At 70.3% G+C, this 25333-nt stretch carries 22 protein-coding genes; 13 read left to right on the plus strand and 9 right to left on the minus strand.

Translation table 11 applies throughout. The features are described 5' to 3' along the window. Positions 1-274: 274 nt before the first annotated feature. The 8 genes from ACR4XJ_RS01975 to ACR4XJ_RS02010 all read left to right on the plus strand — a co-directional run bounded on the left by ACR4XJ_RS01975 (position 275) and on the right by ACR4XJ_RS02010 (position 8174). Positions 275-1291 (plus strand): HD-GYP domain-containing protein, encoded by a 1017-nt coding sequence (locus ACR4XJ_RS01975; protein ID WP_333506611.1) that lies wholly within the window; start codon positions 275-277, stop codon positions 1289-1291. A gap of 243 nt (positions 1292-1534) precedes the next feature. Further along, a complete protein-coding gene (locus ACR4XJ_RS01980; protein ID WP_333506610.1) occupies positions 1535-2518 on the plus strand; it encodes an HD-GYP domain-containing protein in 984 nt (327 codons plus the stop codon). Positions 2519-2702: 184 nt separating this feature from the next. Beyond that, complete coding sequence (gene nifU, locus ACR4XJ_RS01985; protein ID WP_434753629.1) at positions 2703-3548, plus strand: Fe-S cluster assembly protein NifU; 846 nt, start codon at positions 2703-2705, stop codon at positions 3546-3548. Continuing rightward, positions 3545-4744 carry a cysteine desulfurase NifS gene (gene nifS / locus ACR4XJ_RS01990; protein ID WP_434753630.1) on the plus strand — a complete coding sequence of 400 codons (1200 nt, stop codon included), beginning with the start codon at positions 3545-3547 and terminating at the stop codon, positions 4742-4744. Before nifU ends, nifS begins: the two co-directional genes overlap by 4 nt. Before the next feature lie 231 nt (positions 4745-4975). Then, positions 4976-5908 carry a cysteine synthase A gene (gene cysK / locus ACR4XJ_RS01995; protein WP_434753631.1) on the plus strand — a complete coding sequence of 311 codons (933 nt, stop codon included), beginning with the start codon at positions 4976-4978 and terminating at the stop codon, positions 5906-5908. A 56-nt stretch (positions 5909-5964) separates the two neighbouring features. Further along, positions 5965-6918: a serine O-acetyltransferase EpsC gene (epsC, locus tag ACR4XJ_RS02000; RefSeq protein WP_333506606.1), complete on the plus strand. Its 954-nt coding sequence runs from the start codon at positions 5965-5967 to the stop codon at positions 6916-6918. 33 nt (positions 6919-6951) lie between these two features. Continuing rightward, positions 6952-7374, plus strand: coding sequence for a VOC family protein (locus ACR4XJ_RS02005; RefSeq protein WP_434753632.1), 423 nt, complete (start codon positions 6952-6954; stop codon positions 7372-7374). 260 nt (positions 7375-7634) lie between these two features. Next, positions 7635-8174: a hypothetical protein gene (locus ACR4XJ_RS02010; RefSeq protein ID WP_434753633.1), complete on the plus strand. Its 540-nt coding sequence runs from the start codon at positions 7635-7637 to the stop codon at positions 8172-8174. Between the two features lie 12 nt (positions 8175-8186). Here the strand turns inward: ACR4XJ_RS02010 and ACR4XJ_RS02015 are convergent, their stop codons facing one another. From ACR4XJ_RS02015 to ACR4XJ_RS02035, 5 genes are all read right to left on the minus strand, one after another. Then, positions 8187-9290: a tRNA dihydrouridine synthase gene (locus ACR4XJ_RS02015; RefSeq protein ID WP_434753634.1), complete on the minus strand. Its 1104-nt coding sequence runs from the start codon at positions 9288-9290 to the stop codon at positions 8187-8189. Continuing rightward, complete coding sequence (yfcE, locus tag ACR4XJ_RS02020) at positions 9283-9834, minus strand: phosphodiesterase (protein WP_434753635.1); 552 nt, start codon at positions 9832-9834, stop codon at positions 9283-9285. The genes ACR4XJ_RS02015 and yfcE overlap by 8 nt, the downstream gene beginning before the upstream one ends. 142 nt (positions 9835-9976) lie before the next feature. Beyond that, positions 9977-10537: an Hsp20/alpha crystallin family protein gene (locus tag ACR4XJ_RS02025; protein ID WP_434753636.1), complete on the minus strand. Its 561-nt coding sequence runs from the start codon at positions 10535-10537 to the stop codon at positions 9977-9979. Positions 10538-10693: 156 nt separating this feature from the next. Further along, positions 10694-11107: an Hsp20/alpha crystallin family protein gene (locus ACR4XJ_RS02030; RefSeq protein ID WP_333506599.1), complete on the minus strand. Its 414-nt coding sequence runs from the start codon at positions 11105-11107 to the stop codon at positions 10694-10696. A gap of 143 nt (positions 11108-11250) precedes the next feature. After that, a complete protein-coding gene (locus tag ACR4XJ_RS02035) occupies positions 11251-11451 on the minus strand; it encodes a Trm112 family protein (RefSeq protein WP_015946274.1) in 201 nt (66 codons plus the stop codon). 259 nt (positions 11452-11710) lie between these two features. Here ACR4XJ_RS02035 and ACR4XJ_RS02040 point away from each other — a divergent pair, with 259 nt between their 5' ends. From ACR4XJ_RS02040 to ACR4XJ_RS02050, 3 genes are all read left to right on the plus strand, one after another. Next, positions 11711-12607: a PHP domain-containing protein gene (locus ACR4XJ_RS02040; protein WP_434753637.1), complete on the plus strand. Its 897-nt coding sequence runs from the start codon at positions 11711-11713 to the stop codon at positions 12605-12607. An 83-nt stretch (positions 12608-12690) separates the two neighbouring features. Continuing rightward, positions 12691-13983, plus strand: a complete 1293-nt coding sequence (locus tag ACR4XJ_RS02045; RefSeq protein WP_434753638.1) for a peptidase U32 family protein — start codon at positions 12691-12693, stop codon at positions 13981-13983. 116 nt (positions 13984-14099) lie between these two features. Next, on the plus strand, positions 14100-15869 hold the full coding sequence (locus tag ACR4XJ_RS02050; protein WP_434753639.1) for a sigma 54-interacting transcriptional regulator: 1770 nt from the start codon (positions 14100-14102) through the stop codon (positions 15867-15869). 511 nt (positions 15870-16380) lie between these two features. Here the strand turns inward: ACR4XJ_RS02050 and ACR4XJ_RS02055 are convergent. Beyond that, positions 16381-17478 (minus strand): chemotaxis protein, encoded by a 1098-nt coding sequence (locus ACR4XJ_RS02055; RefSeq protein ID WP_434753640.1) that lies wholly within the window; start codon positions 17476-17478, stop codon positions 16381-16383. Positions 17479-17926: 448 nt separating this feature from the next. Here ACR4XJ_RS02055 and ACR4XJ_RS02060 point away from each other — a divergent pair, with 448 nt between their 5' ends. After that, entirely contained in the window at positions 17927-19273 is a 1347-nt protein-coding gene (locus ACR4XJ_RS02060; protein ID WP_434753641.1) for a nucleoside recognition domain-containing protein, read from the plus strand. A 156-nt stretch (positions 19274-19429) separates the two neighbouring features. Here the strand turns inward: ACR4XJ_RS02060 and ACR4XJ_RS02065 are convergent, their stop codons facing one another. The 3 genes from ACR4XJ_RS02065 to ACR4XJ_RS02075 form a co-directional block, all read right to left on the minus strand. Beyond that, on the minus strand, positions 19430-19603 hold the full coding sequence (locus tag ACR4XJ_RS02065) for a twin-arginine translocase TatA/TatE family subunit (RefSeq protein ID WP_434753642.1): 174 nt from the start codon (positions 19601-19603) through the stop codon (positions 19430-19432). A 199-nt stretch (positions 19604-19802) separates the two neighbouring features. Next, entirely contained in the window at positions 19803-22568 is a 2766-nt protein-coding gene (locus ACR4XJ_RS02070) for a PAS domain S-box protein (protein ID WP_434753643.1), read from the minus strand. Between the two features lie 445 nt (positions 22569-23013). Next, positions 23014-23571: a hypothetical protein gene (locus ACR4XJ_RS02075; protein ID WP_434753644.1), complete on the minus strand. Its 558-nt coding sequence runs from the start codon at positions 23569-23571 to the stop codon at positions 23014-23016. A gap of 409 nt (positions 23572-23980) precedes the next feature. Between ACR4XJ_RS02075 and ACR4XJ_RS02080 the strand changes: the two genes are divergently transcribed. Further along, positions 23981-25237 carry a UDP-N-acetylglucosamine 2-epimerase gene (locus ACR4XJ_RS02080; protein WP_434753645.1) on the plus strand — a complete coding sequence of 419 codons (1257 nt, stop codon included), beginning with the start codon at positions 23981-23983 and terminating at the stop codon, positions 25235-25237. The last annotated feature ends 96 nt before the right edge of the window (positions 25238-25333 follow it).

The raw sequence follows: 25333 nt of genomic DNA on the forward strand, positions 1-25333 counted from the left end.
GTGGAGTCTGGCGGCGCCGCCCCGCGCCGGGAGCATTTGCTGCGTGCGCCCGCAACGGATGCATTTGGCGGCATGCATCACGTTACAGCCTATCGGCGCAACCGGCATAAACGTTAGCCGAGCGGACGGGGCCTTTCAAGAAAATCCCCGGGGCTGCCCACAAGTTCGGGCCGCATGCGCAAGGCCCTTTCCTTCGCCGCGCGACAACGGTATGTTCGCCGCACGACGACACACTCCTTTCCGGACGGCTTTCACGTCCATTGCGTAACATCCCATGAAAGAAACAATTCCTTCGCATACTCCGGCGGGCGACCCGCGCTTCTTCCCCGTATCGCCCCTGATGATCTTTCCCAAGGCCGTGGGGTCGTTCAGCGTGTACCTGCGGCAGGGCAACACCCTGGTGTTGTATGCCGCCGCAGGCGAAGCCTTTACCGAGCGGCACCGGCTCAACCTGTTCGAGAACGGCGTGCGCGAGGTGTACGTTCTTCTTGAACAGCGCGAAAACTACACCCGCTACGTGGAAGAAAACCTGGGCGCCATACTGCAGGACGAGTCCATTCCCCTGCCGGAACGGGCGGGCACCTTCTACCGGGCCTCCACCGAAATCCTGCGCGCCGCCTTCGAGGCGCGCATGCCCGTGCCGCTGGACAGCGAAACCTTCCGCAGGCTGCACTACTTCGTCACCCAGTCCATCCGCTTCCTGACCAGCGCCGATTCGCTGCGCGCCCTCGGCGAATTCATCGCGCACGACTACAAGACCTATACCCACTCCATCAACGTGTTCATCTACACCATGCCCCTGGCGCAGACCCTGGGGCTGGACGATGCGGCGCTGATCCGCGTGGGCATAGGCACCCTGCTGCACGACGTGGGCATGACCCGCGTGCCCAAGACGGTCATCGAGCGGGCCGGACGCCTGACCCCGGACGAGGAGGCGGTGTACCGCACCCACCCCGCGCAGGGCGTGGCCACCATCGCCCAGGTGCCCCTGACGCAGGAGGCCATCAACTGCATCCTGTTCCACCACGAGCGCATGGACGGCAGCGGGTACCCCACCGGGCTTTCCGGTGACCAGATTCCGCCCGTGGTGCGGGCCCTGGCCGTGGCCGACACCTTCGACACGCTCATCTCCACGCGCGGGGGCCTGCCCGCGGCCACCTCGGCCTTCGAAGTGCTGAACCGCATGCGCGCGGAAATGGCGTCCACCCTGGACATGGAGATGTTCCGGCGCTTCGTGCTGGTGCTGTCCGGGGCCATGCTGGACGGCGGCTTCGGCGCCGGGATGGACTGACCGGCCCCACCGGACGCATGAGGGCGCCGCCGGACTGCGGGACCAGCCACGCGCGAGCGCAAGCGCACGGTCCGGCACGCTTCGGCGGCCCCGCCGACACGCTATTCCTTCCCCCCACCCCTTCCGCTGAAGAGAAAGTCTAGAAAAAGTTGACAATGCTTGTGCTTTCCGTCATGCCTTGCGAGGGGAGAGGTGCGTCCTCAACGGCCCGGCACCACTGCAACATCCAGGAAATTCTTGGAAATGACACAGGCATCGGCTGCGCAACAGGACCCCTCGGAATTCTTCGCGGTGCCCACCACGATGCTTCTGCCCGACATGTCGGGTTCTTTCGGCGTGTACATCAGGCAGGAGAAGGGGTTCGTCCTCTACGCCCACGAAGGCGAGCAGTTCACGCCGCGCCATCGCCTGCAACTGCGCGCGCACGGGGTGGAGAGCATCTACGTCCACCGCGCGCAGCACCCCCTGTACCGCGAACACCGCGAACAGCACCTGGGCAGCATCCTTTCCGACGAAACCATCCCCCTGCCCGAACGGGCCCGCCTGTTCTACGCCACCTCCACCGAAATCGTGCAGGAGGTGTTCGAGCGCAAGCTGCCCCGCAGCCTGAAGCGCGCCACCTTCGACCGCATCCTGGCCCTGGTCACCGAAGGCATCAGCTTCCTGACGCTGGAGAATTCGCTGAAGACCGTGGCCTCGCTGGTGGCGCACGACTACCACACCTATTCCCACTCGCTGCACGTCTTCGTGTATTCGCAGGCCATCCTGCAAAGCTACGGCTTCGACGAGGAAAGCCTGGTCCAGTTCGGCCTGGGGGCCATGCTCCACGACATCGGCAAGACCTTCGTGAACCCGGACATCCTGGCCAAGCCCGGCACCCTCACCCCGGACGAGCGCATCGAGGTCAACCGCCACCCGGTGTTCGGCGTGGGCGCGTGCACGCTGATGCCCCTGTCGCAGGACGCCATCAACTGCATCCTGTTCCACCATGAGAAACTGGACGGCTCCGGCTACCCCTGCGGCCTCGCCGGCGGCGAAATCCCCCTGCCGGTGCGGGCCATCACCATCGCCGACATCTACGACGCCCTGACCTCCAACCGCCCCTACGCCCCGGCCATGAACGCCTTCCAGGTGCTGCGCCTGATGATGAACGAGATGCGCGAACAGATCGACCTCGACATCTTCAAACGCTTCGTGATGATCCTTTCCGGCGCCAACGTGGTGTAGCGCCCCCTTGCGCCGCAACGCCTCCGGCGCGCCCCCTCCCGTCCGCTTCCCGCTCCGCCGCCTGTTCCGCCGCACAATCCCGACCGGAAAAATCCGCTCCGCCCCTTCCCCGGCCGGACGTGCGTTGTTATATGCCGCATAATGACGCGCGATTCGCGTTAACGCCCCCCGGAGGAACAGCAACATGTGGGAGTATACCGACAAGGTGCGTGAGCACTTCCTGAACCCGCGCAACGTGGGCTCCCTTGACGACGCCAACGCCATCGGCGAGGTCGGCAGCCTTGCCTGCGGGGACGCCCTCAAGCTCTATCTCAAGATAGAAGACGACCGCATCGTGGACGCCAAGTTCCAGACCTTCGGCTGCGCCAGCGCCATCGCCTCCAGCTCGGCCCTCACCGAACTGATCAAGGGCATGACGGTGGAGGAAGCCCTGAAGCTGACCAACCGCGACATCGCCGAATTTCTGGGCGGCCTGCCCAAGGAAAAGATGCACTGCTCGGTCATGGGGCAGGAAGCGCTGGAGGCCGCCATCCGCAACTGGCGCGGCGAACCCGCCGTGGAACACGCGCACGAGGGGCAGCTTGTCTGCAAGTGCTTCGGCGTCACCGACGAGCAGATCGTGCGCGCCATCCGCGAGAACAACCTGAAGACCGTGGAGGAAATCACCCACTACACCAAGGCCGGCGGCGGCTGCGGCGAATGCGTGGGCGAACTCCAGAAGCTGCTGGACGCGGAACTGGGCAAGGCCCCGCTGTGTGAAACCCCGCTGGCCGCCGCGCCGAAAAAGCTCACCAACGTGCAGCGCATGCAACTGGTCATGAAGGTGCTGGAAGGCGAAATCCGCCCGCGCCTGCAACAGGACGGCGGCGACATCGAACTGGTGGACATGGACGGCTCCACCGTCTACGTGGCCCTGCGCGGCATGTGCACCAGCTGTCCCTCCAGCCGCCTGACCCTGGAAGGCTTCGTGGAAAAGACCCTGCGCGAGCACGTGGACGAGAACATTGTGGTCAAGGAGGCGGCAGCGTGAACACCGTGTACTTCGACAACAACGCCACCACCCGCGTGGATCCGGCCGTGCTTGCGGCCATGCTGCCCTATTTCGGCGAACTGTACGGCAACCCCTCGTCCATGCACACCTTCGGGGGGCAGGTGGGCCGCGCCGTGCGCGAGGCGCGCGAGCAGGTGGCCCGGCTCATCGGGGCCGCGCCGGAAGAGATCGTGTTCACCTCGTGCGGGACCGAGGGCGACAACACCGCCATCCGCGCCGCGCTGGCCGCCCAGCCCGAGAAGAAACACATCATCACCACCCGGGTGGAGCACCCCGCCGTGCTCAGCCTGTCCCAGCACCTGGAAAAGAACGGTTACGAACTGACCCTGCTGGGCGTGGACGACAAGGGCCGCATGGACCTGGACGAACTGCGCGAGGCCATCCGCAAGGACACGGCCATCGTGTCCATCATGTTCGCCAACAACGAGACGGGCACCATCTTCCCCGTGGCCGAGGCCGCCGCCATCTGCAAGGAGCGCGGCGTGCCCTTCCACACCGATGCGGTGCAGGCCGTGGGCAAGCTGGCCATCGACGTGCGCGAACTGCCCGTGGACTATCTGGTGCTGTCCGGCCACAAGCTGCATGCCCCCAAGGGCGTCGGCGCGCTGTACGTGCGGCGCGGGGCGGCCTTCCGGCCCTTCCTGCGCGGGGGGCACCAGGAACGCGGCCGCCGGGGCGGCACCGAGAACGTGCCCGCCATCATCGGCCTGGGCGTGGCCTGCGACCTGGCCGCCGCCAACATGGCGGAAGAGAACACCCGCGTGCGCGCCCTGCGCGACCGCCTGGAATCGGGCCTGCTGGCCGCCATCCCCGACGCCATCGTCAACGGCGACCGGGACAACCGCCTGCCCAACACCAGCAACATCTCGTTCAAGTACGTGGAGGGCGAGGCCATCCTGCTGCTGCTCGACCAGCTGGGGGTATGCGCCAGTTCCGGCTCGGCCTGCACCTCCGGCAGCCTGGAGCCCTCGCACGTGCTGCGGGCCATGGGCGTGCCGTTCACCTACGCGCACGGCTCCATCCGCTTCAGCCTTTCGCGCTTCAACACCGTGGAGGAAGTGGACCACGTGGTGCGCGAACTGCCGCGTGTCATCGCCCGCCTGCGCGAGATGTCGCCTTTCCGCGCCGGCAGCGAGGCAGAGGCGGCGCTCAAGAAGCCCGCGTGCAGTTGCTAGCGGCCCGCAAGGGCGTGGCCCTGCCCCCCCTGCCACTGTACGCGCCGGGCCGTTTGTGGCATCCGTAGGCATCGCCAACAGTTCCGGCTGCATCCGCACATACGTTACCGCACGTTCGGGGGAGGGGGCGCTCCCTCCCCCTTTTCGTACACCGGCGACACGGCGGCCACGCACGCCGCCCCCGCGCGCGCTACCCTGTCCATCCGCACCGGACACCCAGAGGAGGCTTGCATGAAGATCGCCCGCGACATGACGGAACTGGTCGGCCGCACCCCGCTGGTACGCCTGAACCGCGTCAGCGAAGGCTGCGCGGCCGAGGTGGTGGCGAAGCTGGAATTCAACAACCCCTGCGCCTCGGTAAAGGACCGCATCGCCCTGGCCATGATCGACGGGGCCATGGAGCGCGGCGAACTGGCCCCCGGCGGCATGCTGGTGGAGCCCACCAGCGGCAACACCGGCGTGGGCCTGGCCTTCGTGGCGGCCGTGCGCGGCCTGACCCTGGTGCTGACCATGCCCGAAAGCATGAGCAACGAGCGCAAGGCGCTGTTGCGCGGCTTCGGCGCGCGGCTGGTGCTCACCCCGGCCTCCAGGGGCATGCGCGGGGCCATCGAGGAAGCCGAGCGCATCGTGGCCGAAACGCCCGGCGCGGTGATGCTGGGCCAGTTCGTGAACCCGGACAACCCGCTGGCGCACCGCAAGACCACGGCCGAGGAAATCTGGGCCGACACCGGCGGCAAGGTGGACGCCTTCGTGGCGGGCGTGGGCACCGGCGGCACCCTGACCGGCGCGGGCAAGCGCCTGCGCGAACTGAACCCGGCCGTCAGGATAGTTGCCGTGGAGCCGGACGAATCGCCCGTGCTGTCGGGCGGAACCCCCGGCCCGCACGCCATCCAGGGCATCGGCGCGGGCTTCGTGCCCCCGGTGCTGGACACCAGGGTCTACGACGAAATCATCCGCGTGCCCGGCAAGGACGCCCTGGCCATGGCCCGGCGGCTGCTACGCGAGGAAGGCATTCTGTGCGGCATCTCGTCCGGGGCCAACGCCTTCGCCGCGCTGGCCGTGGCGCGCCGCCCGGAATTCGCGGGCAGGCGCGTGGTGTTCGTGGTGTGCGACACGGGGGAGCGGTATCTCTCCACTCCTCTCTTTACGGAAATGCCCGACTGACCCCGTCTGGTGCGCCTTTCGCCCATCACCCCCAACCCCCGACGGATCGCACGCGCATGAAGAAACTCGACGACCTCGACGCCCGCTCGCTGCAAGGCATGCCCGAACTGGAACGCATCGCGGGCGAACTGTGCGCGCCGGAATCGTACGAAGCGGTCTACCACCGCTCGCTGCACGACGCGCCCATGCCCTCGCTGGAAGCCCTGGCCGAAATGGTCAGCCGTCTGCGCGCCGCGCTGCTGCCCGGCTTTTTCGGCACCGCCACCGTGCACCTGGAATCGATGCGCTACCACCTGGCCGCCAACCTCGATTCCATCTTCCGCATCCTGTCCGAACAGATCCGCCGCGGGGCGTGTTTCACCTGCGCCGACTTCGCGCGCGAATGCGGCAGCTGCGAACTGCACTCGCGCGACAAGGCCATCCAGTTCCTGCAGAAGCTGCCGGAAATCCGCCGCATGCTCGCCAGCGACGTCAAGGCCGCCTACGAGGGCGACCCCGCCGCCAAGAGCCCCGGCGAAACTGTGTTCTGCTACCCGTCCATCGCGGCCATGATCAACCACCGCATCGCGCACGAACTGTACCGCATGGAAGTGCCGCTGATCCCGCGCATCATCAGCGAAATGGCCCACTCGCGCACCGGCATCGACATCCACCCCGGCGCGCGGATAGGCGAGGAGTTCTTCATCGACCACGGCACCGGCGTGGTCATCGGCGAGACGTGCATCATCGGGCGCGGCTGCCGCCTGTACCAGGGGGTGACCCTGGGCGCGCTGTCCTTCCCCAAGGACGGCGACGGCGTGCTGATCAAGGGCAACCCGCGCCACCCCATACTGGAGGACAACGTCACGGTGTACGCCGGGGCCACCATCCTCGGCCGGGTGACCATCGGCAAGGGGTCCATGGTCGGCGGCAACGTGTGGGTGACCCACGACGTGCCGCCCGGCTCCAAGATCGTGCAGCAGCGCTCGGCCAAGCCCAAGCCCGACGAAGAGTTGGTGGGGCGCACATAGGCATCGCGGCCCAACACCCCCCAAGGAGACCCCATGCCCATTCCCCGCATCTGCCTGCTGACGCTCGGCGTGGCGGACCTTGCCCGCAGCCGGGCCTTTTACGAGGCCCTGGGCTGGAAGCCCGCCTACCCGGACTGCGACAAGATCGTGTTCTTCCAGGTGGGCGAACTGGCCGTGGCCCTGTACCCGCGCGAAGAACTGCTGCAAGACTGCGGCATGGCCGGGGCCAAGCCCGCGCCGGGGGGCATCACCCTGGCCCACAACGTGACCGAACGGGCCATGGTGGATGCGCTGCTGGCCGAGGCCGTGGCGGCGGGGGGCACGGTGCTGGACGCACCGCGCGACAAGCCGTGGGGCTACACCGGCTACTTCGCCGACCCGGACGGCCACCCCTGGGAAGTTGCCCACGTGCCTTCCCTGAAGCTGGACGAGGCGGGGCGGATCGTCTTCAACTGAGTGGAACTGGGTGGGGCCGAGTGGGGCTCTCGCCTTCCTTCACCCTTTTCCTGGCCGGAAACGCAACGGGTCCCGCGCACGCACGGCGCAGGACCCGTTTTTTCATCTCTTCTTTCAGGCAGATACGTATTTCATACCGATGCATGTCGGAACGGCGCGTATCGGAATGAAACATATGGAACGAATTTCCTCCGATTTCCCTTGCCTTCCGCTTCCGAATAGCCTACCGGGAAAGTAGGTTATCAGCAGGAGGAACCGACATGCCGTTCCAGCTACTTGCCGATTCCATGGTCACGATTCCCGGCGTCACCTGCACGGGAACCCGCCGTCTGCTCGCCATCAACGAAGCCTGTTTCGCCATCCACCGCAGCGGGGTGCGCTGCCGCCGCACGGACACCTACCACCGGGCACGGGTGGAGGTGTTCCGCCTGTTCGCCCGGCAGGAGGACACGCTGACGCCCGCCCGCGCCGACGGCAGCGAGGGGGACTGGACCAGCGTGCTGCTGTCCTTCCGTCTGCGCGGCGAACCCTGCATGCCCAAGCGGAAGAAGGGCGCGCCGCCGCTGCCTGCCGTGGCGCGGCTGCCGTGGTGTCGCAGGCCCGCCCGCATCCTGGGCCTGAACGACGAGGCCGTGGCGCTGGCCATCCGCATGGACGGCGGCCCGGCCATCGGGGTGTGGGCGCTGCCGCCGGGGTACGCGGCGGGGCTGGAGGCAGGCGGTGCGGCGCACGCCGTCCCGGAGGACGCGCTGGACCTGCCGCTGCGCCGCGAGGACGTGCTGCTGGCCTGGCCGAGGTAGGGGCAAACGGGACTACATGCCGAACAGCAGGGCGCTGGGGCGGCGCAGCACGGCGGGCAGCGGGTCCAGTTCGGCGCGCAGGGCATCTTGCAGCGCGCGCAGGCCGCCGGGGTCATCCAGAGCGGGCGGTGCGGTCGTCTGGCCCATCACCCGCAGCAGCCGCCCGCGCAACCCGTTGCCGTAGGTGTAGTTGGCGGTGATGTAGACCAGGAACTTGCCGAACATGCGCACGGCGCGGGCCGGGCCATGCCGCCGGGCCAGCGCGTCCAGCAGGGCCAGCGGGGCCTCGCGCCACGGGGCGGGATTGCGGGCCGGGTCGTCGTCTGGCCCACCCGCCAGCGCACCCGTCAGTACGCCCGTCCAGGCCGCGAACACCCACGGGCGGGCCACGGCGATGCGCCCCAGCGACACGCCGTCGCAGCCGGTGTCGTCCAGCAACCCGGCGCAATCCTCCGGCGTGAACACGTCGCCGTTGCCCATGACCGGAATGGACACCGCCGCCCTGACCAGCCCGATGTGGGCGCGCCGGGGCGGCTGGGTGCGCCGGTCCGGGGCCACGCGGGGGTGGAAGACCAGGCAGTCGGCCCCGGCGTCCTCGAAGCGGCGGGCCAAGTCCACGGCGGGTTGCGGGTCCGGCGACCAGCCGGTGCGGAACTTGACGAACACCGGAATGTCCACGGCGCGGCGCACCGCCGCCACCATGCGCACGGCCCGCTCCGGGTCGCGCAGCAGGTCCGCGCCGCAGCCGCGCTTGACGATGGCCGAGACGGAACAGCCCATGTTCAGGTCCACGCCGAAAAAGCCTTCGGCCTGCACCCGGCGGGCGCCCTCGGCCATGTGCTCCGGTTCGGCCCCGAACAACTGGCAGACCAGCCGGGGCGGCTCGCCCTCGCGCCACGAGAACGCCTCGGACTTTTCCGGCCGTTCCGTAGGCACGGCGCGGGCGTTGCACATGCCGGTGAACAGCAGCCCGCAGCCGCCGTAGCCTTCCACCACCTCGCGGAAGGCGGCGTGGCCCAGCCCGGCCATGGGGGCCAGCCACAGCCGTCCCGGCACGGTGCGCCCGCCCACGGTCAGCGGCTGGCGCAGGCGCGCGGCAAGGGCGGCGTCATGCATGGCCGGGGGTGTGGCGCAGCAGTTCGTTGCCGTCCAGGTCACGGATGGACAGGGCGCCCGCCTCGTACAGGCCGTACGAGGCCACGTACCCGTCCTTGGGCAGAGTGGTGGAGCCCACGTTCCAGATGTGCAGGCCGTCCACGGTTTCCGCGCGGGGGATGTGGGTGTGCCCGCACAGAAACACGTCACCGGGGGCCAGGCCGGGGAAACGGTCGGGCAGTTGGTGATGGTGCCCATGGTTGGCCCAGATGCGCAGCCCGTCGGCGAATATCCACGCCGCTTCCGGCAGGGGAAAGCGCAGGACCATGGCATCCACCTCGGCATCGCAGTTGCCGCGCACGGCGATGATGCGCGGGGCCCAATCATTGAGCAGCGCCGCCACCTCGCGCGGGGCGTAGCCTTCCGGCACCGGGTTGCGCGGGCCGTGGTACAGCAGGTCGCCCAGCAGCACCAGGGCGTCCGGATAGTGGGTGCGGGCCAGTTCCAGCACCAGTTCGGTGCGCGGCAGCGAGCCGTGCAGGTCGGAGGCGATGAGCAGCTTCATGGTCGTCTGATTCCTGATGGTGAGGAAGGCGCGCCCGCCGTGCGCCGCGCCGGGAAGGGAACGGGCCGCCGCCCTGAGGCGGTGGCCCGGAACGTGGACGTATGCGGAAAAGCGGAAAAATGGCCGGGATGCGGCGCGCGGGCTACACGTGCTCGACGGTAATCCTGCGCGGCGCGGCCGCCTCGCGCTTGGGCATGCGGATGGTCAGCACGCCGTTGGCCAGTTGGGCCGAAATGCGCGCGGCGTCCACCATGTCCGACAGGGTGAACACGGCGTGGTACTCCACGTCGCCGAACTCCATGGCGTGCACGCGGAGGCCGCCCGCCGGGCCGCAGCCGCAGGGGGCGGGCTCCGGAGGGGCTTTCACGTCCGGACCGGCGTCTGCCGTGGCCTCACGTCCCCCGTCGCGTCCCATGTCGCGGCAATCACCGAAGCGGGTCATGCCGCGCACGATCAGTTCGTCGCCCTCCACGTCCAGCACCAGGCCGTCGTGGGCCACGCCGGGCATGTCCAGAAACAGGTGAAAGCCGTCCTCGCGCTCCACCAGGTCGGCCTGGGGGCGCATGCGCGGCGGCTGCGGCGACTGGGCGAACCGGCCCTGCCGGGCGCGGCCTTCCGGCCCGCCCTGGCCGCCCCGTTCGTTCTGGCGGGCGGGACGGGACGCGGGATGCGGAAAACGGGGGCGGCGGTCTGGGGGCGTCACGGCTGTCTCCTGGGGGCTGTTTCCAAATTAGGATTTTCGTTCGTTGGCAAGGAAAACGAGCCTGACATGAGGGAATATACTCTTATCGTATTTGACCGAAATGGAAGGAGAAGTTTGACGCAGCCAACGGACGAAGGGACAATTTCGAAACAGCCCCTAGCGAACTTCGATATGCACGGTACGCGGCCGCACCGCCTGCGCCTTGGGCAGCACGATTTCCAGCACGCCGTCCTTCATGGTGGCCGTGGCCCGGTCGCGGTCGATGGGCACGTTCAGGGTCACCACCCGCTGGAAGGGGCCGGTGGGCCGCTCCTGCCGGTAGTACCGGCCGCGCACCACGGGCAGTTCGCCCTTGAGCACCAGGGTCTTGTCGGTGATGGTGATGTCCAGCCCGTCCATGTCCACGCCAGGCACCAGCGCCCGCACGCGGATGGCCGCGTCGTCCTCGCCGATGTTCAGCGGCGGAAACTGGGCGCGGCCGCGCGTGGCCGCCAGGGTGCGACCCGCGTCGCCCGCCAGGCGGTCGAGCAGGTTGGGAAATTCGTAGAACGCGCTGAAGTCGATGACCATGCGCACCTCTTCTGGTCGGCGGGTTGCGGACGGCGCCCGGCCACGGCGGACCGGGACCACGGCGAACCGGGGCCACACCGGCATAGCTAACACCCCCGGCGGCGCTGTCAATGCGGATGCGGGCGGGGCGGGGCCGGGGTACGCTACTTCACCGAGCGCTGCCCCTGCTCCCACCGCTCGGCCGGGACGGCCTCCTCCACCAGCATCACGGGAATCTCGTCGCGCACGGGATAGACCACCTTGCACTGGGCGCACTTCAGGCCGCGCTCGTTGTCCACGGGTTCCACGGGCTGGCGGCACTTGGGGCAGGCGAGGATTTCCAGCAGTTCCTTGTTCAGCGACACGGCGCACTCCTTGGTTGCATTGTGCGCGCACCATAGCCCGAAGCCGCCGCCTGCTCAAGCGGAGCGGGCATGGCCGGTTTTCCGCGCGCCGCCGGCGGCATCTCCCCGCCGCCATCCCGGCTCCATCCCATGACAGCCCCGTCCGGGATGCCGGACGCCTTTGTTGACACCCGCCGGGGCGGCACGTAGCATCGCGCCGTACCCCGCCGCTCCGTCCGGCAACGCAACGGGCACGGGGCATCAGGGATCCGGAGCAGCCATGTCCATCCGTTTCATAGACCTGCATTCCCATTCCACCGCCTCGGACGGCAGCGACACCCCGGCGGAACTGGTCCGCAAGGCGGCAGCCGCCAGGCTGGCCGCCATCGCGCTCACCGACCACGACACCACGTCCGGGCTGGACGAGGCCGTCCGCGAAGGCCGCCGACTCGGCCTGGAGGTCATCCGGGGGTGCGAACTGGGCGTGCGCTGCGAACACGGCGAACTGCACATCCTGGGATTGTGGCTGCCCGAAGGCGACGCCCCCCCCTCGGGCTCAACCCCGCTGGACGCCACCCTGGCCGAACTGCGCGGCCACCGCGCCGCCCGCAACCGCCGCATCGCCGCGCAACTGCGCCAGTGCGGCGTGGACATCGAGTACGCCGAGGTGGAGGCCATCTCCGGCGGCGAATCGGTAAGCCGCCTGCACTTCGCGCGCATCCTGCACCAAAAGGGCTACGTGCCCACGCCGCAAGAGGCCTTTGCCCGGTACATCGGCCCCGGCGGCCGCGCTTACGTGGCCAAGGAAACCCTGTCCCCGGCCGACGGCGTGCGCCTGCTGCATTCCGTGGGGGCCACCGTGGCCCTGGCCCACCCCATGCTGTTCCGCTACCCCGGCAACGGCTTTGCGGAATGGCTGGACGACACCGTGGCCGACCTGAAGCGCCACGGCCTGGACGCCATAGAAGCCTACCACAGCGAACATTCCCAGGCCGACACCCGCCGCTGCGTGGACCTGGCCGCCCGGCACGGGCTGGCCCTGACCGGCGGCTCGGACTACCACGGCGCGGGCAAGCCCGGCATCGCGCTGGGTCGGGGACGCGGCGGCCTGCGCGTGACCACCGCCGTGCTCGACGACCTGAAGGAACGCAGACGCCGCCAGGGGCTGCCGGTGTAGGCGCGCGCACCCGCGCCCCACCGCCCCGCGCACTCCGCAAACCGACGGCGGGTCCACCGCCGCCAACCACAGCCACCCACATCATGACCACCGGCTCCACATCATCCCCCCACGCATCCCCGCAAGACGCGGTCCCTCCCGACCCCGCGCGCCCGGCGCTGCCCGAACTGCTGGCCCCGGCGGGCGACATGGAAAAGCTGGACGCGGCCCTGCGTTACGGGGCCAACGCCGTGTACCTTGGCGGACGCGGCCCCAACCTGCGCGCGGGCGCGCAGGGCTTTGCGCCCGACGAACTGCCCGAGGCGGCCCGGCGCGCCCATGCCGTGGGCGCGCGCGCCTACTACTGCCTGAACAGCCTGCCCCACCAGCGCCACCTGCGCGACGTGGAGGCCGCCATCGACGAGGCCGACGCGGCGGGCATGGACGCCCTGATCGTGGCCGACCCCGGCGTCGCCCGCATGGCCCGCCGCCGCGCGCCGCGCCTGCCGCTGCACGTTTCCACCCAGGCCAACACCGCCAACGCCGAGGCGGCCCTGTTCTGGCAGGACATGGGGGCCGCCCGCGTGAACATGGCCCGCGAGCTGGACCTGTCCGGCATCCGCGAGTTGGTGCGGGCCTGTCCGGGGCTGGAATTCGAGGCTTTCGTGCATGGGGCCGTGTGCCTGGCCGTGTCCGGGCACTGCCTGCTTTCGGCCTGGATGAACAACCGCCCGGCCAACCTCGGCCAGTGCACCCACCCCTGCCGCTTCGAATACCTGGGCATGGCCCTGGCCGTGGAGGAAAAGACCCGGCCCGGGGAAATCGCGTGGGAGGCGGTGGAGGACGGCCCGTTCCACTCCAGCTTCTGGGCCCCCAACGACCTGTGCCTGGTGAAGTACGTGCGCTGGTTCGCCGCCGTGGGCGTGGCCTCGCTGAAGATCGAGGGCCGGGTGAAGAGCGCGGGCTACGTGGCCCAGGTCACCGACGCCTACCGCACCGCGCTGGACGACCTGACCCGGCGCACCTTCCGGCATGAAGACTACCTGTACGAACTGCTGAACACCGCCAGCAGGCCGCTGTCCACGGGCTTCTTCCTGCCCGGCGGCAGACGGCTGAGCCGGGGCCTGCCGCACGACGCCATGCGCCGCCCGGTGGTGGCGCGCATCGAGCAGCCCGCGGGGGACGGCGCGTGGCACGTGTCCGTGCGCGCCCCGTGGCGCGCCGCGCGGCCCATGGAACTGTTGCTGCCCGGCCTGCACCGGCCGGAACTGCACCCCGGCGACTTCCGGCTGGAGAACCACAAGGGCGAAACCGTGGACCAGTTGCACCCCGGCATGGCGGGGGTGCTGCACTGCGCCCACGAAGGGCTTGCCACCGGCCTATTCATTCGGGCCTAATTGGGCCTGATCGGGCCTGACGGGCCGCTCCGCCCCCGGCAAACACAACTGGCGCAACCGGCCCAACTGGCGCAACCGCCACCCCGGCCCCGGCCGCGCAACCCCACGGAACACCCATGGCCCACGTGCTGATCATCGACGCCGACGCCGCCTTCGCCCAACTGGTGGCGGGCATTGCCGAAGGGCTGGGCCACCGGGCTTCGCGGGCGGGCGGGCTGGTGGAGGGCCGCCTGCTGGCCGACGACGCCGACGTGATCTTTCTGGCCGCCACCCTGCCCGACGGCAACGGCGTGGAAGCCATGCCCGGCCTGCGCGCCCTGCCCGGCCAGCCGGAACTCATCGTCACCGCCGAAGGGGGCGACCCGGACGGCGCGGAGCGGGCCATCCGCCACGGGGCGTGGGAATGGCTGCGCAAGCCCCTGCCCGCCGACCGGGTGGTGCTGCCGCTGCTGCGCGCGCTGGACTACCGCGCCCGCCTGCCCGCCCAGCGGCCCTCGTCGCGCCTGAAGCATTCCATCGTGGGGGTCAGCACGGCCATCCGCCGCTGCCTGGACGTGGTGGCCGAGGCGGCGGGCAGCGACGCCGCCGCGCTGGTCACCGGCGAGACGGGCGTGGGCAAGGAACTGTTCGCCCGGGCCATCCACGACAACAGCCCCCGGGCGGCCGCGCCCTTCGTGGCCGTGGACTGCGCCTCGCTGCCGCGCTCGCTGGCCGGGTCCATCCTGTTCGGCCACCGCAAGGGGGCCTTCACCGGGGCCGATTCCAACCGCGACGGCCTGGTGTTGCAGGCCGACGGCGGCACCCTGTTCCTGGACGAAGTGGGCGAACTGCCCCTGTCCATGCAGAAGATGTTCCTGCGCGTGTTGCAGGAGCACCGCTTCCGCCCGGTGGGCGGCCGTACGGAAATCACCAGCGATTTCCGGCTGATCGCCGCCACCAACCGCGACCTGGAAGACATGGCCGAGCGCAACACCTTTCGCAGCGACCTGCTGTACCGCATGCGCACGGTGGTGGTGAGCATTCCGCCGCTGCGCGAGCGGTGCGAGGACGTCACCGCCCTGGCCGGGCACTACCTGCCGCGCATCTGGGCGCGCTTCGCCCTGCCGGAAAAGGACATCTCGCCCGACTTCCACGAAACCCTGCTGGCCTACCACTGGCCGGGCAACGTGCGCGAACTCATCCACACCCTGGAGCGGGCGGTGCTGGCATCCCAGGACGCGCCCAAGCTGTTCGCCCGCCACCTGCCGGACTACTTGCGCATCTGCCTGGCCCGCACCGCCGCGCGCAACGGCGTGGCCGCCACCGATGGCCACGGGGGGCCGGGCGGCCCGTCCTGCCTGTACGGGATCGGGGAACGCGCCGTTCTTGCGGAAGCATCCCCCGAGGGCGGGCCAGCGGCGGCATCCGCCGAACCGGCAGCCCTCGCAGCCTCGGTCGAAGCGCTCCGGCGCGGAAACGCCGCGCACCGGAAAGCGGACGGCCCGCACCCCGCGCGGGACCGCACCAACGCCCCCGCAACCCCGGCCCGGTCAGCATCGCCGGTTTCGCCCGGCTGGGGGCCGCGCGCACCCTATGCCATCTACACCTCGCCGCACTACGCCCCTCCTCCGGAGCCCACGCATGCCGGGCCGTCTATCGGCGGGGCGGAACCGGTGCCGCAACCGGCCATGCTAGCATTCCATTCCGTCCCCGGCAGCCGGGAGGCCGCGCCCTTCCCCGGCAAACTGCCCCGCTTCTTCGATTTCCGGGACGCCCAGTTCACCACCTATCTGCGCGAACTGATGCGCCGGGCCGGGGGCGACATCCGCGCCGCCTGCGGCCTGTCCGGCCTTTCCCGCTCGCACCTGTACGACCTGCTGCGCAAGCACGGCATCCCCCCTCGCTGAGCCCCGGCATTGCCGCATCCCACCCGGCTGTCCGCCATCGCGGATAACCGCTCATGAACAGCATCCGCCATCGCGGATTTTTATCGGCTTCAAGCCGTCCGCCATCGCGGACAAACTCCCGCGAAGCACCACAATACCATTTGCCCACCCAATCAATATAATCACAACATACTGTAATTTATAATAATTCAACCACGTCACACCGCTGCGACACGAGTGGCACGCTTCTTGGTAAGTATATGGCAACAGACAACGGGCATGTCGGTCGATGCCCGATCCGTGCCGGAGGGCGGTTGGACAAGGCCAGCCGGTACGGGGGAATGCGTCGGACGCATTCCATCCGCAGGGGTCCGTGGCGCAGTCGGTGCGTCGCGGGCGAAATCGGGGCGCGCCGTTCCATGGGGAACGGCGCGCCCCGCACGTTGTGGCGGAAGACGGGGGAAACACGCCACGCGATGGAGTGGCGGGTCACGGCGAGGAAAAACGGCGGAACGCGGGGCAGGAAGGGCCGTCAGGCGGTTTCGCCCAACAACTCCAGCACCTTCTGGCTGAGCAATTGCAGATCCGGCTTGGCGAACTGGGCATCCGCGCCCACCGATTCGCCCTTGTGGCCCAGCCGTTCCGAGACCAGCGACGAGAACAGCGCCACCGGCAGCGCGCGCAGCGCGGGGTCTTCCTTGATGCGGCGGCACAGGGTCAGGCCGTCCATGCGCGGCATTTCGATGTCCGACACCACCGCCTGCACCAGGTCGGCCAGGGGCGCGCCCCTGGCTTCGGCCTCGCGCCGCAGCCCGTCCAACATCTCCCACGCCTCCTGCCCGTCGGTGGCCTGCAACAGTTCGAACCGGCCGCCAGCCTCCAGCAGGCTGCGCACCAGGCGGCGCACGCTGCCGGAATCGTCTGCGTGCAGGATGCGGTAGCGGCGCGGCGGCAGGGTTGCCTGCGCCTCCTGCGCCGTCGTCGCCTCCGGCTCCCCGGCGGGCGTCCGGCCCATGGGCCGTTCCATGCGGATGGACAGGTCCGGGTGCATTTCGGCCACGATGCTTTCCATGTCCAGCAGGAACACCACCCGCTCGTCCAGCCGGACCATGCCGGTGATGGAATTGCGGCTGGCTTCCTGCAGGAAGCGGCCGGGGGCCTCCACGGCGGTCCAGCTGATGCGGTGGATGCGGTTCACCCCGGAAACGAGAAACCCGGTGACGACGCCGTTGAACTCGGTGACGATGATCTTGGGCTCGCCGTGCGGGTCACGCCGGATGCCCAGGTATCTTGCCAGGTCCACCAGCGGGATGACCCGCCCGTCGCGGTGCGGAAAGGCCCCCAGCACCGCCGGATGGGGCATCTGCGGCAGCGAGGTGACGGGCTGCATGCGGATGATTTCCAGCACCTTGGCCACGTTGACGCCGTAACGCCGCCGCAGCGCGCCGCAGGCCGGCGCACCCGCCACGCCAAAGGCCGCCTCGGGGGATGCTTCCGCCCCGCAGGCGGCGCCGCCCGACATGCCCGATGCGACGGGCGCCGCGCCGTCGGGAGCGGCCTCGTCCACGAAGAACTCGACGATTTCGAGTTCGTTGGTGCCGGATTCCAGCAGAATGCCGGTCTGCCCCATGATCCCTCCCGGCCGGGGCGCTGGCCGTGCCATGCCCCCGTGAGAACCCGCGTGTGCGCCGATACGGTCCGCGCGGCCCGGCAGGTCAAGAGCCTGGACCGCGACCGGACTCGCCGCGCATGATATGTCGGAACCGTCCCCGGATGATGACGCCCGCGTGCCGTCCCGGCGACAAGCCGCCGTCGCGGCGCAAGGCATCGTCCGGCGCGGAATATAGCGCCTTTCCCCGCAAAGGGCCACCGGGCATGCGGGCATTTTGCGGCGGGGATGCGCCCTGCCGGATTCACCCGGCCAAGCTTGGCTAAGTCCGGCCAAGTCCGACCAGGTCCGGCCAAGCCCGGCCAGGTCCGACATGACGCGCGGTTTTCCCTTGCGCCGCGCCGCCGCCGGGCCTACAACCCGCAATGCCCCCGCAGGCTGCCGACCGGCGGCAGCCCCGCAAAACCCGATGCTCGTCCGGACAGCCATCCGCCCCGCCACACCGCCCACCGCCATGCCCACTCCGCACGCCCGCCAGCACGATGCCTCCGCCCCGTCCCAGCCCCCCGGCGCGCCGGGTGCGCCCTCGTCCTCCGCCACGGCTCCGGGCCACGGTCCGGGGCGCGGCGCGCACAGGCCCCCCGGCGGACGGGACCACCGGGAAAGGGCGGGCGGACGCCGCGCCTCGCGCATGGGCGTGGCCCTGCCGCTGCTGGCCTGCGCCGTGGCGCTGGGAGCCATCCTGGCCCGCGACCCCAAGCTGCTGGCCTGGCACGCGGCGTGGCCGGGGCTGGTGCGCCCCCTGCTGCACATGCTGGTGACCATGGGCGTGGGCCTGGCCGTGGGCCTGGCCGTGGAAGCCTTCGGCTGGACGCCGCTGCTGGCCCGGCTGGCCCGCCCGGTGACCCGCTGGGGCCGCCTGCCCGACGACAGCGGCGCGGCCTTCGCCACGGCCTTCCTGTCCACGGCCGCGTCCAACTCGCTGCTCATGGAGGCCCACACGGCCGGGCGGCTTTCCCCGCGCGAGCTGCGCCTGTCGTACCTGCTGAATTCCGGCTTGCCGGTGTTCCTGCTGCACCTGCCCACCACCTTCTTCGTGGTGGGGCCGCTGGCGCGCACGGCGGGCATCATCTACCTGACGCTGAACGGCGTGGCCGCCCTGCTGCGCACGGCGCTGGTCCTGCTGCTCACCCGGCGGGCGGGACCGCCGGAAAAGGCCGGAGGGCCGCCGTCCGGCCAGCTTTCCGCCAGCCCACGCGCTTCCGCATCGCACATGTCCGGATCGCCCATGTCCGGATCGCACATGTCCGGATCGCACATGTCCGGGCCGAACGCCCCCGTCACCCTGCCGGAACGCCTGCGGAGCGCCCTGGCCCTGGTGGGCACGCGGTTCCGCCGCCGCATCGGGCGCATGGCCCTGTTCACCGCGCCCACCTACCTTGCCATGTACGCCCTGCACCAGGCCGGGGTGTTCGACGCCCTGCGCGATCTGGCGGCCGGGGGCCTTGGCCTGGGCATCCTGCCGGTGGAGGCCGCCGGGGTGGTGGTGTTTTCCGCCGCGGCGGAATTCTCGGCCGGGGTGGCCGCTGCCGCCGCCCTGCTGGACGCGGGTTCGCTGGACACGGCCCAGACCGCCCTGGCCCTGGTGCTGGGCACCATCGTGGCCACCCCCATCCGGGCGCTGCGCCATCAGCTGCCGTCGCACACCGGCATCTTCACCCCCCGTCTGGGGCTGGTGCTGCTGGTGCAGAGCCAGCTGTTCCGCGTGGCCAGCCTGGCCGCCGTCACCGCCGCATGGTGGATTGCCGCGCACTAGCCGCCGACCTGTTCCCCTCATCGCCAAACGGCACGAACGGGACGGACACGGCAACCGCCGCGCCCGTCCCGTCCGTATTGGCCCGTCCGTATTGGCCCGTTCGTATTGGCCCGTTCGCATTCGCCGGGCCACATTCGCCGGGCCGGGAAGCACTGCCTACTTCGTGTTGTCCTTGGTGATCTCGTCGGGTTCGTTCATGGCCCCGCGCAGTTCACGCACGGCCTTGCCCAGTGTCCTGCCCAGCTGGGGCAGCTTGTCCGGCCCGAAAACGAACAGGGCCACGATGCCGACCACCAGCAGATGCATCGGCTGAAACAGTTCTCCGATCATGGTTCCGTCCCGTGAAGGCGCATGATGCGCGCAAAAGTGCCGCCCACCGCGCGCGGTGCATGCCGGGATACATTCCCGACTCCGCACGCTTAGGCCATCGCATACGCCCGAATGCTACAATGCGCCAACTTGTGCAAGCACGGCCCGCATTGTGCGGGCAACTTGCACAAACAACCGCAACCCCGAACCCCGGAAGGCCCTAGCCGTCCACCGCTTGCTTCGCCGGCAGCCGCACCGTGAACCGCGCCCCTTCGCCGGGCACTCCGTCGCAGGCGATGCTGCCGCCGTGGGTGCGCACCACGATGAAGTAGCTGACCGCAAGCCCCAGCCCGGTGCCCACGCCCGGCGGCTTGGTGGTGAAGAACGGCTCGAACACCCGGCGGCGCACCTCCGGCTCGATGCCCGGCCCGTTGTCCTCCACCACGATGACCACCTCGTCGCCTTCGCGCCGGGTGGCCACCCGCAGGGCGGGCGTCTGCCCGGCCGGATAGCGTTTTTCCGCCATGGCGTGGGCCGCGTTCTTGAACAGGTTCAGCAGCACCTGTTCGATCTCGGTGGGCACGCAGGTCAGGGTGTCGTCGTTCTCCGCATAGTCCCGCACCACGTGCACCTTGCGGAAATCGTACTGGCGGCGCAGGTCGTAGTCGCTGCCCGCCAGGGCCAGCGCCCGCTCGGCCAGCGAGTGCGCCCGCGCCGTGGTGCGCCGCCCCTGCCCCGGCCGCGTGAATTCGAGCATGGTGGCGATGATGTCCGCCGCGCGGGTGCCCGCGTCGCGGATGCCGTCCAGCATTTCCGAGATGCGCCGGGCCTCCATGTAGGCGCGCAGGGCCGTCAGCGACACGCCGGTTTCGCGGGCGGCCCGGGCGTTGGCGGGCAGGTCGGGGTCCAGCCTGCGCACGATGTTCTGCACGCCCTGCAACACCGCCCCCAGCGGGTTGTTCAGTTCATGCGCCATGCCGCCCGCAAGGCCGCCCACCGACAGCATCTTCTCGGTCTGCACCAGCATGTCGGCCAGGCGGGTGCGTTCGGTCACGTCGTCCACCCGCACGATGACGGCGCCCGGCACGCCGGGGCTTCCCGCCTGCCCCGTGAGGGGGAACAGCATCACGTCGAGATGGCGCAGCCTCCCGCCCGTCACGCGGGGCAGGCCCTCGAAGCGGGCGGCCTGCCGCCGGGCCACGGCCTCGTGCACTTCCGGCGCGGTCCCCACCAGCCGGGACAGCACCTCCGCCGCCGGGCGGCCGCGCGCCGCGTCGCGCGGGAGGCCGGATGCCTCCTCGGCCGCGCGGTTCCAGTGGATGATCATCCCGTCCGGACCCACCCCGGCCAGGGCGGAGGGCATGGCCTCCATCACCGCGTCCAGGAAGTCGAGCGCGGCGGCCAGTTCGCGCAGGGCCTCGCGCAGGGGGGTGACGTCCAGGATCACCCCGTCCAGGAACTCCCTGCCCTCCTCGTCGCGCACCCGCCGCCCCTGCTCGATGACGGCGCGCAGGGTGCCGTCCTCGTGCCGCACCCGGTACTCCAGCGAGAAATGCCCGTCCGGGTCGTTGGCCGCCTTCACCTCTCCGGCCACCCGCGCGCGGTCGTCGGGATGGACGATGTGCTCCAGGGGCAGGCTCCCGCTCTGGTATTCCGCCGCCGGATGCCCGGTCAGCTGTTCGACCTGGCCGGAAACGAACAGCGCCCGCCACGGCCGCTCGGCCTCGCAGCGATAGACCACGCCGGGCAGGTTGGCCACCAGCGAGCGGAAGCGCTGCTCGCTCTCGCGCAGGGCCAGTTCCGCACGGCGCAGATCGTCGAGGTTCACGTCGATGCAGTACATCTCGGGCTTGCCGCCCGGCCCCTGCAACATGACGTGCGACGAGAACACCGCCACCGGGCTGCCGTCCTTGTGGCGCAGGCGCAACTCGCCCGCCGGGGGGGCGGCGCCGGCCGCCATCCAGCGGGCGATGTCACGCCGGACCTCGGCGGCCATGTCCTCGGGGATGATGAGTTCCTCCAGCCGCCTGCCCATGGCCTCCTGGCGGGTGAAGCCGTACAGCCGTTCGCTGGCGGCGTTCCAGAAGAACACCCGCCGCTCGTGGTCGTAGCCCTGCACCGGCAGGTTCAGGGCGTTCTCGATCAGCGAGCGGAAGCGCTGCTCGCTCTCGCGCAGGGCCTGTTCGGCGGCGCGCTGTTCGGTGATGTCGATATTGATGCCGAGAATGCCGGGGATGCCCTCGCCCGTCCCGTCGCGGATGGGGGCCACCACGCTGGAGAAGACGCGCCGCCTGCCGTCGGGCAGCAGCACTTCGTGCTCGCGGCGCACCGTCTCTCCGGCGCGGGCGCGGGCGTTGACGTCCTCCCACATGGCGCGGGTCGCCTCCGGCACGTCCCGCTCGCTGTCGGGCGAGACGGTCAGGTCGCCCCACATGGCCACGGAGATGTCGCTCTGCATGACCACGCGGCCGGTGGCGTCGCGCGCCCACAGGTCCAGGGGAATGTTGCGGATCATGGCCCGCTGCAACGCCGAAAAGCGCCGCAGTTCGTCCTCCATGACCCGGCAGCGGGTGGCGTCGGAAAAGACCACCGCGAACCGGTTCGGCTCCGGACGCCAGGCCCGCACCTCCCAGTGCCTGCCCAGCACCGCGTCGCGGTGCTCGAAGCTGACGCTTTCGCCGGTGCGCGCCACGCGGCCGTAGATTTCCACCCACCTGGGCTCGATGCCGGGCAGCACCTCGGACAGGGTGCGCCCCAGCACCTTGTCGCGGGCAAGGCCGGTCATGGCCTCGAAGGCGGGATTGACGTCGAGGAACCGGTAGTCGCGCGGCTGGCCGTGCTCGTCCCAGAGCATTTCGTGCAGGGAATAGCCGCTGGGCAGGTGCTCCAGCAGCAGGCGATAGTGCTCGGCCATGTCGCCGGTTTGCCCGGCTACGGGGCGAACCCCGGTGGCGTCGTGATCGTGAAGGCCGTCGTCGGCTGCCATGCGTGCGCTCCCCGGCGGCGCTCGCCGCCGCCCCGTAGTCCCCTTCCCGTCGGGGCCGGAATATCTCCGGCACGCTCCCCCCGCAATGGGCGGCGCAACTGCCGGAAACCAGCCACCGCCTCGGGCCAGCCTACACCAGAACGCGCCCCGGCGCGACAGGAACTTGCCGCGCCGGGTCCGCTCCGCACCGCATTGCGGGCAGGCGGCAAGGCACGGCAGAGGCAGCCCCCTAGGGGCTATTTCTAAATTAGGATTTTCGTTCGTTGGCAAGGAAAACGAGCCCGCCATGAGGGAGTATACTCTTATCGTATTCGACCGACATGGCAGGCGAAGTTTGACCGCTCTGCGCACGATGCCCGTAAAGCTCGCAAGCTCGCTTAACGGGCACGCTTCGCGCCCTTCGGGTCGGATGCCAACGGGCGAAAGGACAATTTAGAAACAGCCCCTAGCGCTTGCCGGGTAAAAATGTGGCTCTCAGGAACCGTATGTCGAGAAATGTCAACGGATTGGCCGTCACCTTGTCGGGCAGCAGGTGGTACCAGCGATACCCCAGTTCGCGGTAGTAGGCGCGGGCCCTGTCGGCGCAGCCCGTCTCGCGCGCGGCCTGCATGGCCGCGTCGCGCTGGCAGCGCGACGACGCCAGGGGCCGCAGCAGCCGGGGCGTGTACCCCCAGCGGTCCAGCATGCGGCGCACCCGCAGGTATTCGCGGTAGCGGCTCATGCCGTCGGCCCCGCACAGCAGGGCCAGCCCGAACCAGCCGGACGCGGGCATGAACAGCAGCAGCCCCAGGGACAACGCCTCTTCCGCCAGCGCTTCCAGCGCCACGCGGGCCAGACCGGCCCCGATGAGCGCGGAAACGCCCCCGGTGGCGTGGGGCAGCGGGGCCGCCCGCAGGTAGCGCACCGGCGCGGACAGCCCCCGCCGCAGCAGCGTACCGAGGCCGAACGGACGGCCCCGGCCTATCGTGCCCCCGCAACGGGGGCAGACGCCATGCGTGCGCATGCGTCCCGGCGCGGCGGGGCGCGGGAGGTGGCCGGATGGCTGCGGGCATCCGGCGGCGCGGCGGGGCGTGTGCGTCGGCATGGTCATGGTCATATGGGCATGGTCATGGCGCGGTCATGATGCAGGCTGGGGCGTGGACTGAAGCGCGGGCAGGGCGCGGGCCCTGGGTCCGGGTCCGTTCCTTCTGGCTAACCGCTCCGCGCCGCGAGGGCAAGCCCGTGCCCGCCGCCCGCGTTAAATAGTGTCAACCGGCGTAAAGATGCCGCGCCCGCCCCGCACGCGGCTGCGCGCATCTGCTATGGCTGGGCGAAATATCGTGCGGTGCGGGCGGCGGAAGCACGCGGCAGTGCCGGGGGAATGTTCCACCCGTGCACCCCGCTCCGCGCCGCCCGCCGGAACGGAGGCAACCATGGCGGACAACGTCGTTCACATTCCCGCCCGGCGCCGGACCAGGGTGATGGTGGTGGTGGGCACGCGCGCCCAGGCCATCGCCTGCGCGCCGGTGGTGCGCGCCCTGCGCGAAGGGGCCGCCCGGTTCCACGCCATCGTGGTCGGCGCGGGCCTGCACCGCGACCGGTTCGTGCCCACCCTGCACGACCTGGACATGGAGTGCGACATCGACCTCAGCCTGCCCGGCGACATCGACGAGGGCCAGTTCCACCTGCTGGCAGGCAACGCGGTGTTGCGCTTCGGGCTGGTGGTCTCGCGCCTGCGGCCGGACATCGTGCTAGTGCAGGGTGCCTCCGCCACGGCCCTGGCCGTGGCGCTGACGGCCTTCCACAACAACGTTCCGGTGGCCCACATCGACACCGGGCCGCATGACGCCCCCGAAGGCCGGACAGGCATTCCCCCGGCCGAGGAAGGCAACCGCCGCTGCATCGCGGCCGTAGCCTCGCTGCATTTCGCGGCCACGGTTGCGGCGCGCGATGCCCTGCTGCACGAAGGTGTGGACGGCGCGCGCATCGCCGTCACCGGGGCCACGGTGGCGGAAAGTCTGCGCCGGTTCGCGGAAACCGGGCAGGCGGAGGGACCGGCTCCGGACGGTGAGGGAAAAGGTTCCGTTACGGTGCGGGCCGCCGCGCCGCCGGTCCCTGCCCGGCCCTGGCCCGAAGGCCGTACCGTGCTGGTCAGCCTGAACGGCATGCACGCCAGCCCCCCGGCCCTGAAGAACGTCTGCGCGGCCGTGCGCGAACTGGCCCTGGCCCGCCGCGACACCGGCTTCCTGGTGCCGGTGGGCAGCCACCGCCCCCTGCGCGATGCGGCCATCCCGCTGCTGGGCGCGGTGCCCAACGTGCGCCTGATGCCGGTGCCCCCGCTGCCAGAATTCGTGGCCTGCCTGCGCGCGGCCTGTCTGGTGCTGACCGACGCCGCCGACGTGCTGGAGCAGGCCGCCGCGCTGGGCGTGCCGGTGCTGGCCCTGCGCGCCACCCCGCACCTGCCCGAGGCGGTGCGCGCCGGGCGCGCCAGACTGGTGGGAACGGACAAGGCCGCCATCCTGCGCGAGACGGCGGCCCTTCTGGACGACCCGGCCCACCGCGCGGCCATGGCGGCGGCCTGCGCCGCACCCGGCGACGGCCATGCCTCGGAACGCATCACCCTGGCGCTGGACCGGTTCATGACCGGCCTTGCCCCGCTGCTGCCCCCGCACGCGGAATTCCGGGCGTAGGCCGGTCCGCCTCCATTTCGCCATGTCTGCCCGACAGGAACGGGCGCCGGGAAAATCCCCGGCGCCCGCTTTGTCGCTGGCCGAAGGGGGCCGACG

The organism is Nitratidesulfovibrio sp. D1 (assembly GCF_051133415.1).
Lineage (GTDB): Bacteria > Desulfobacterota > Desulfovibrionia > Desulfovibrionales > Desulfovibrionaceae > Cupidesulfovibrio.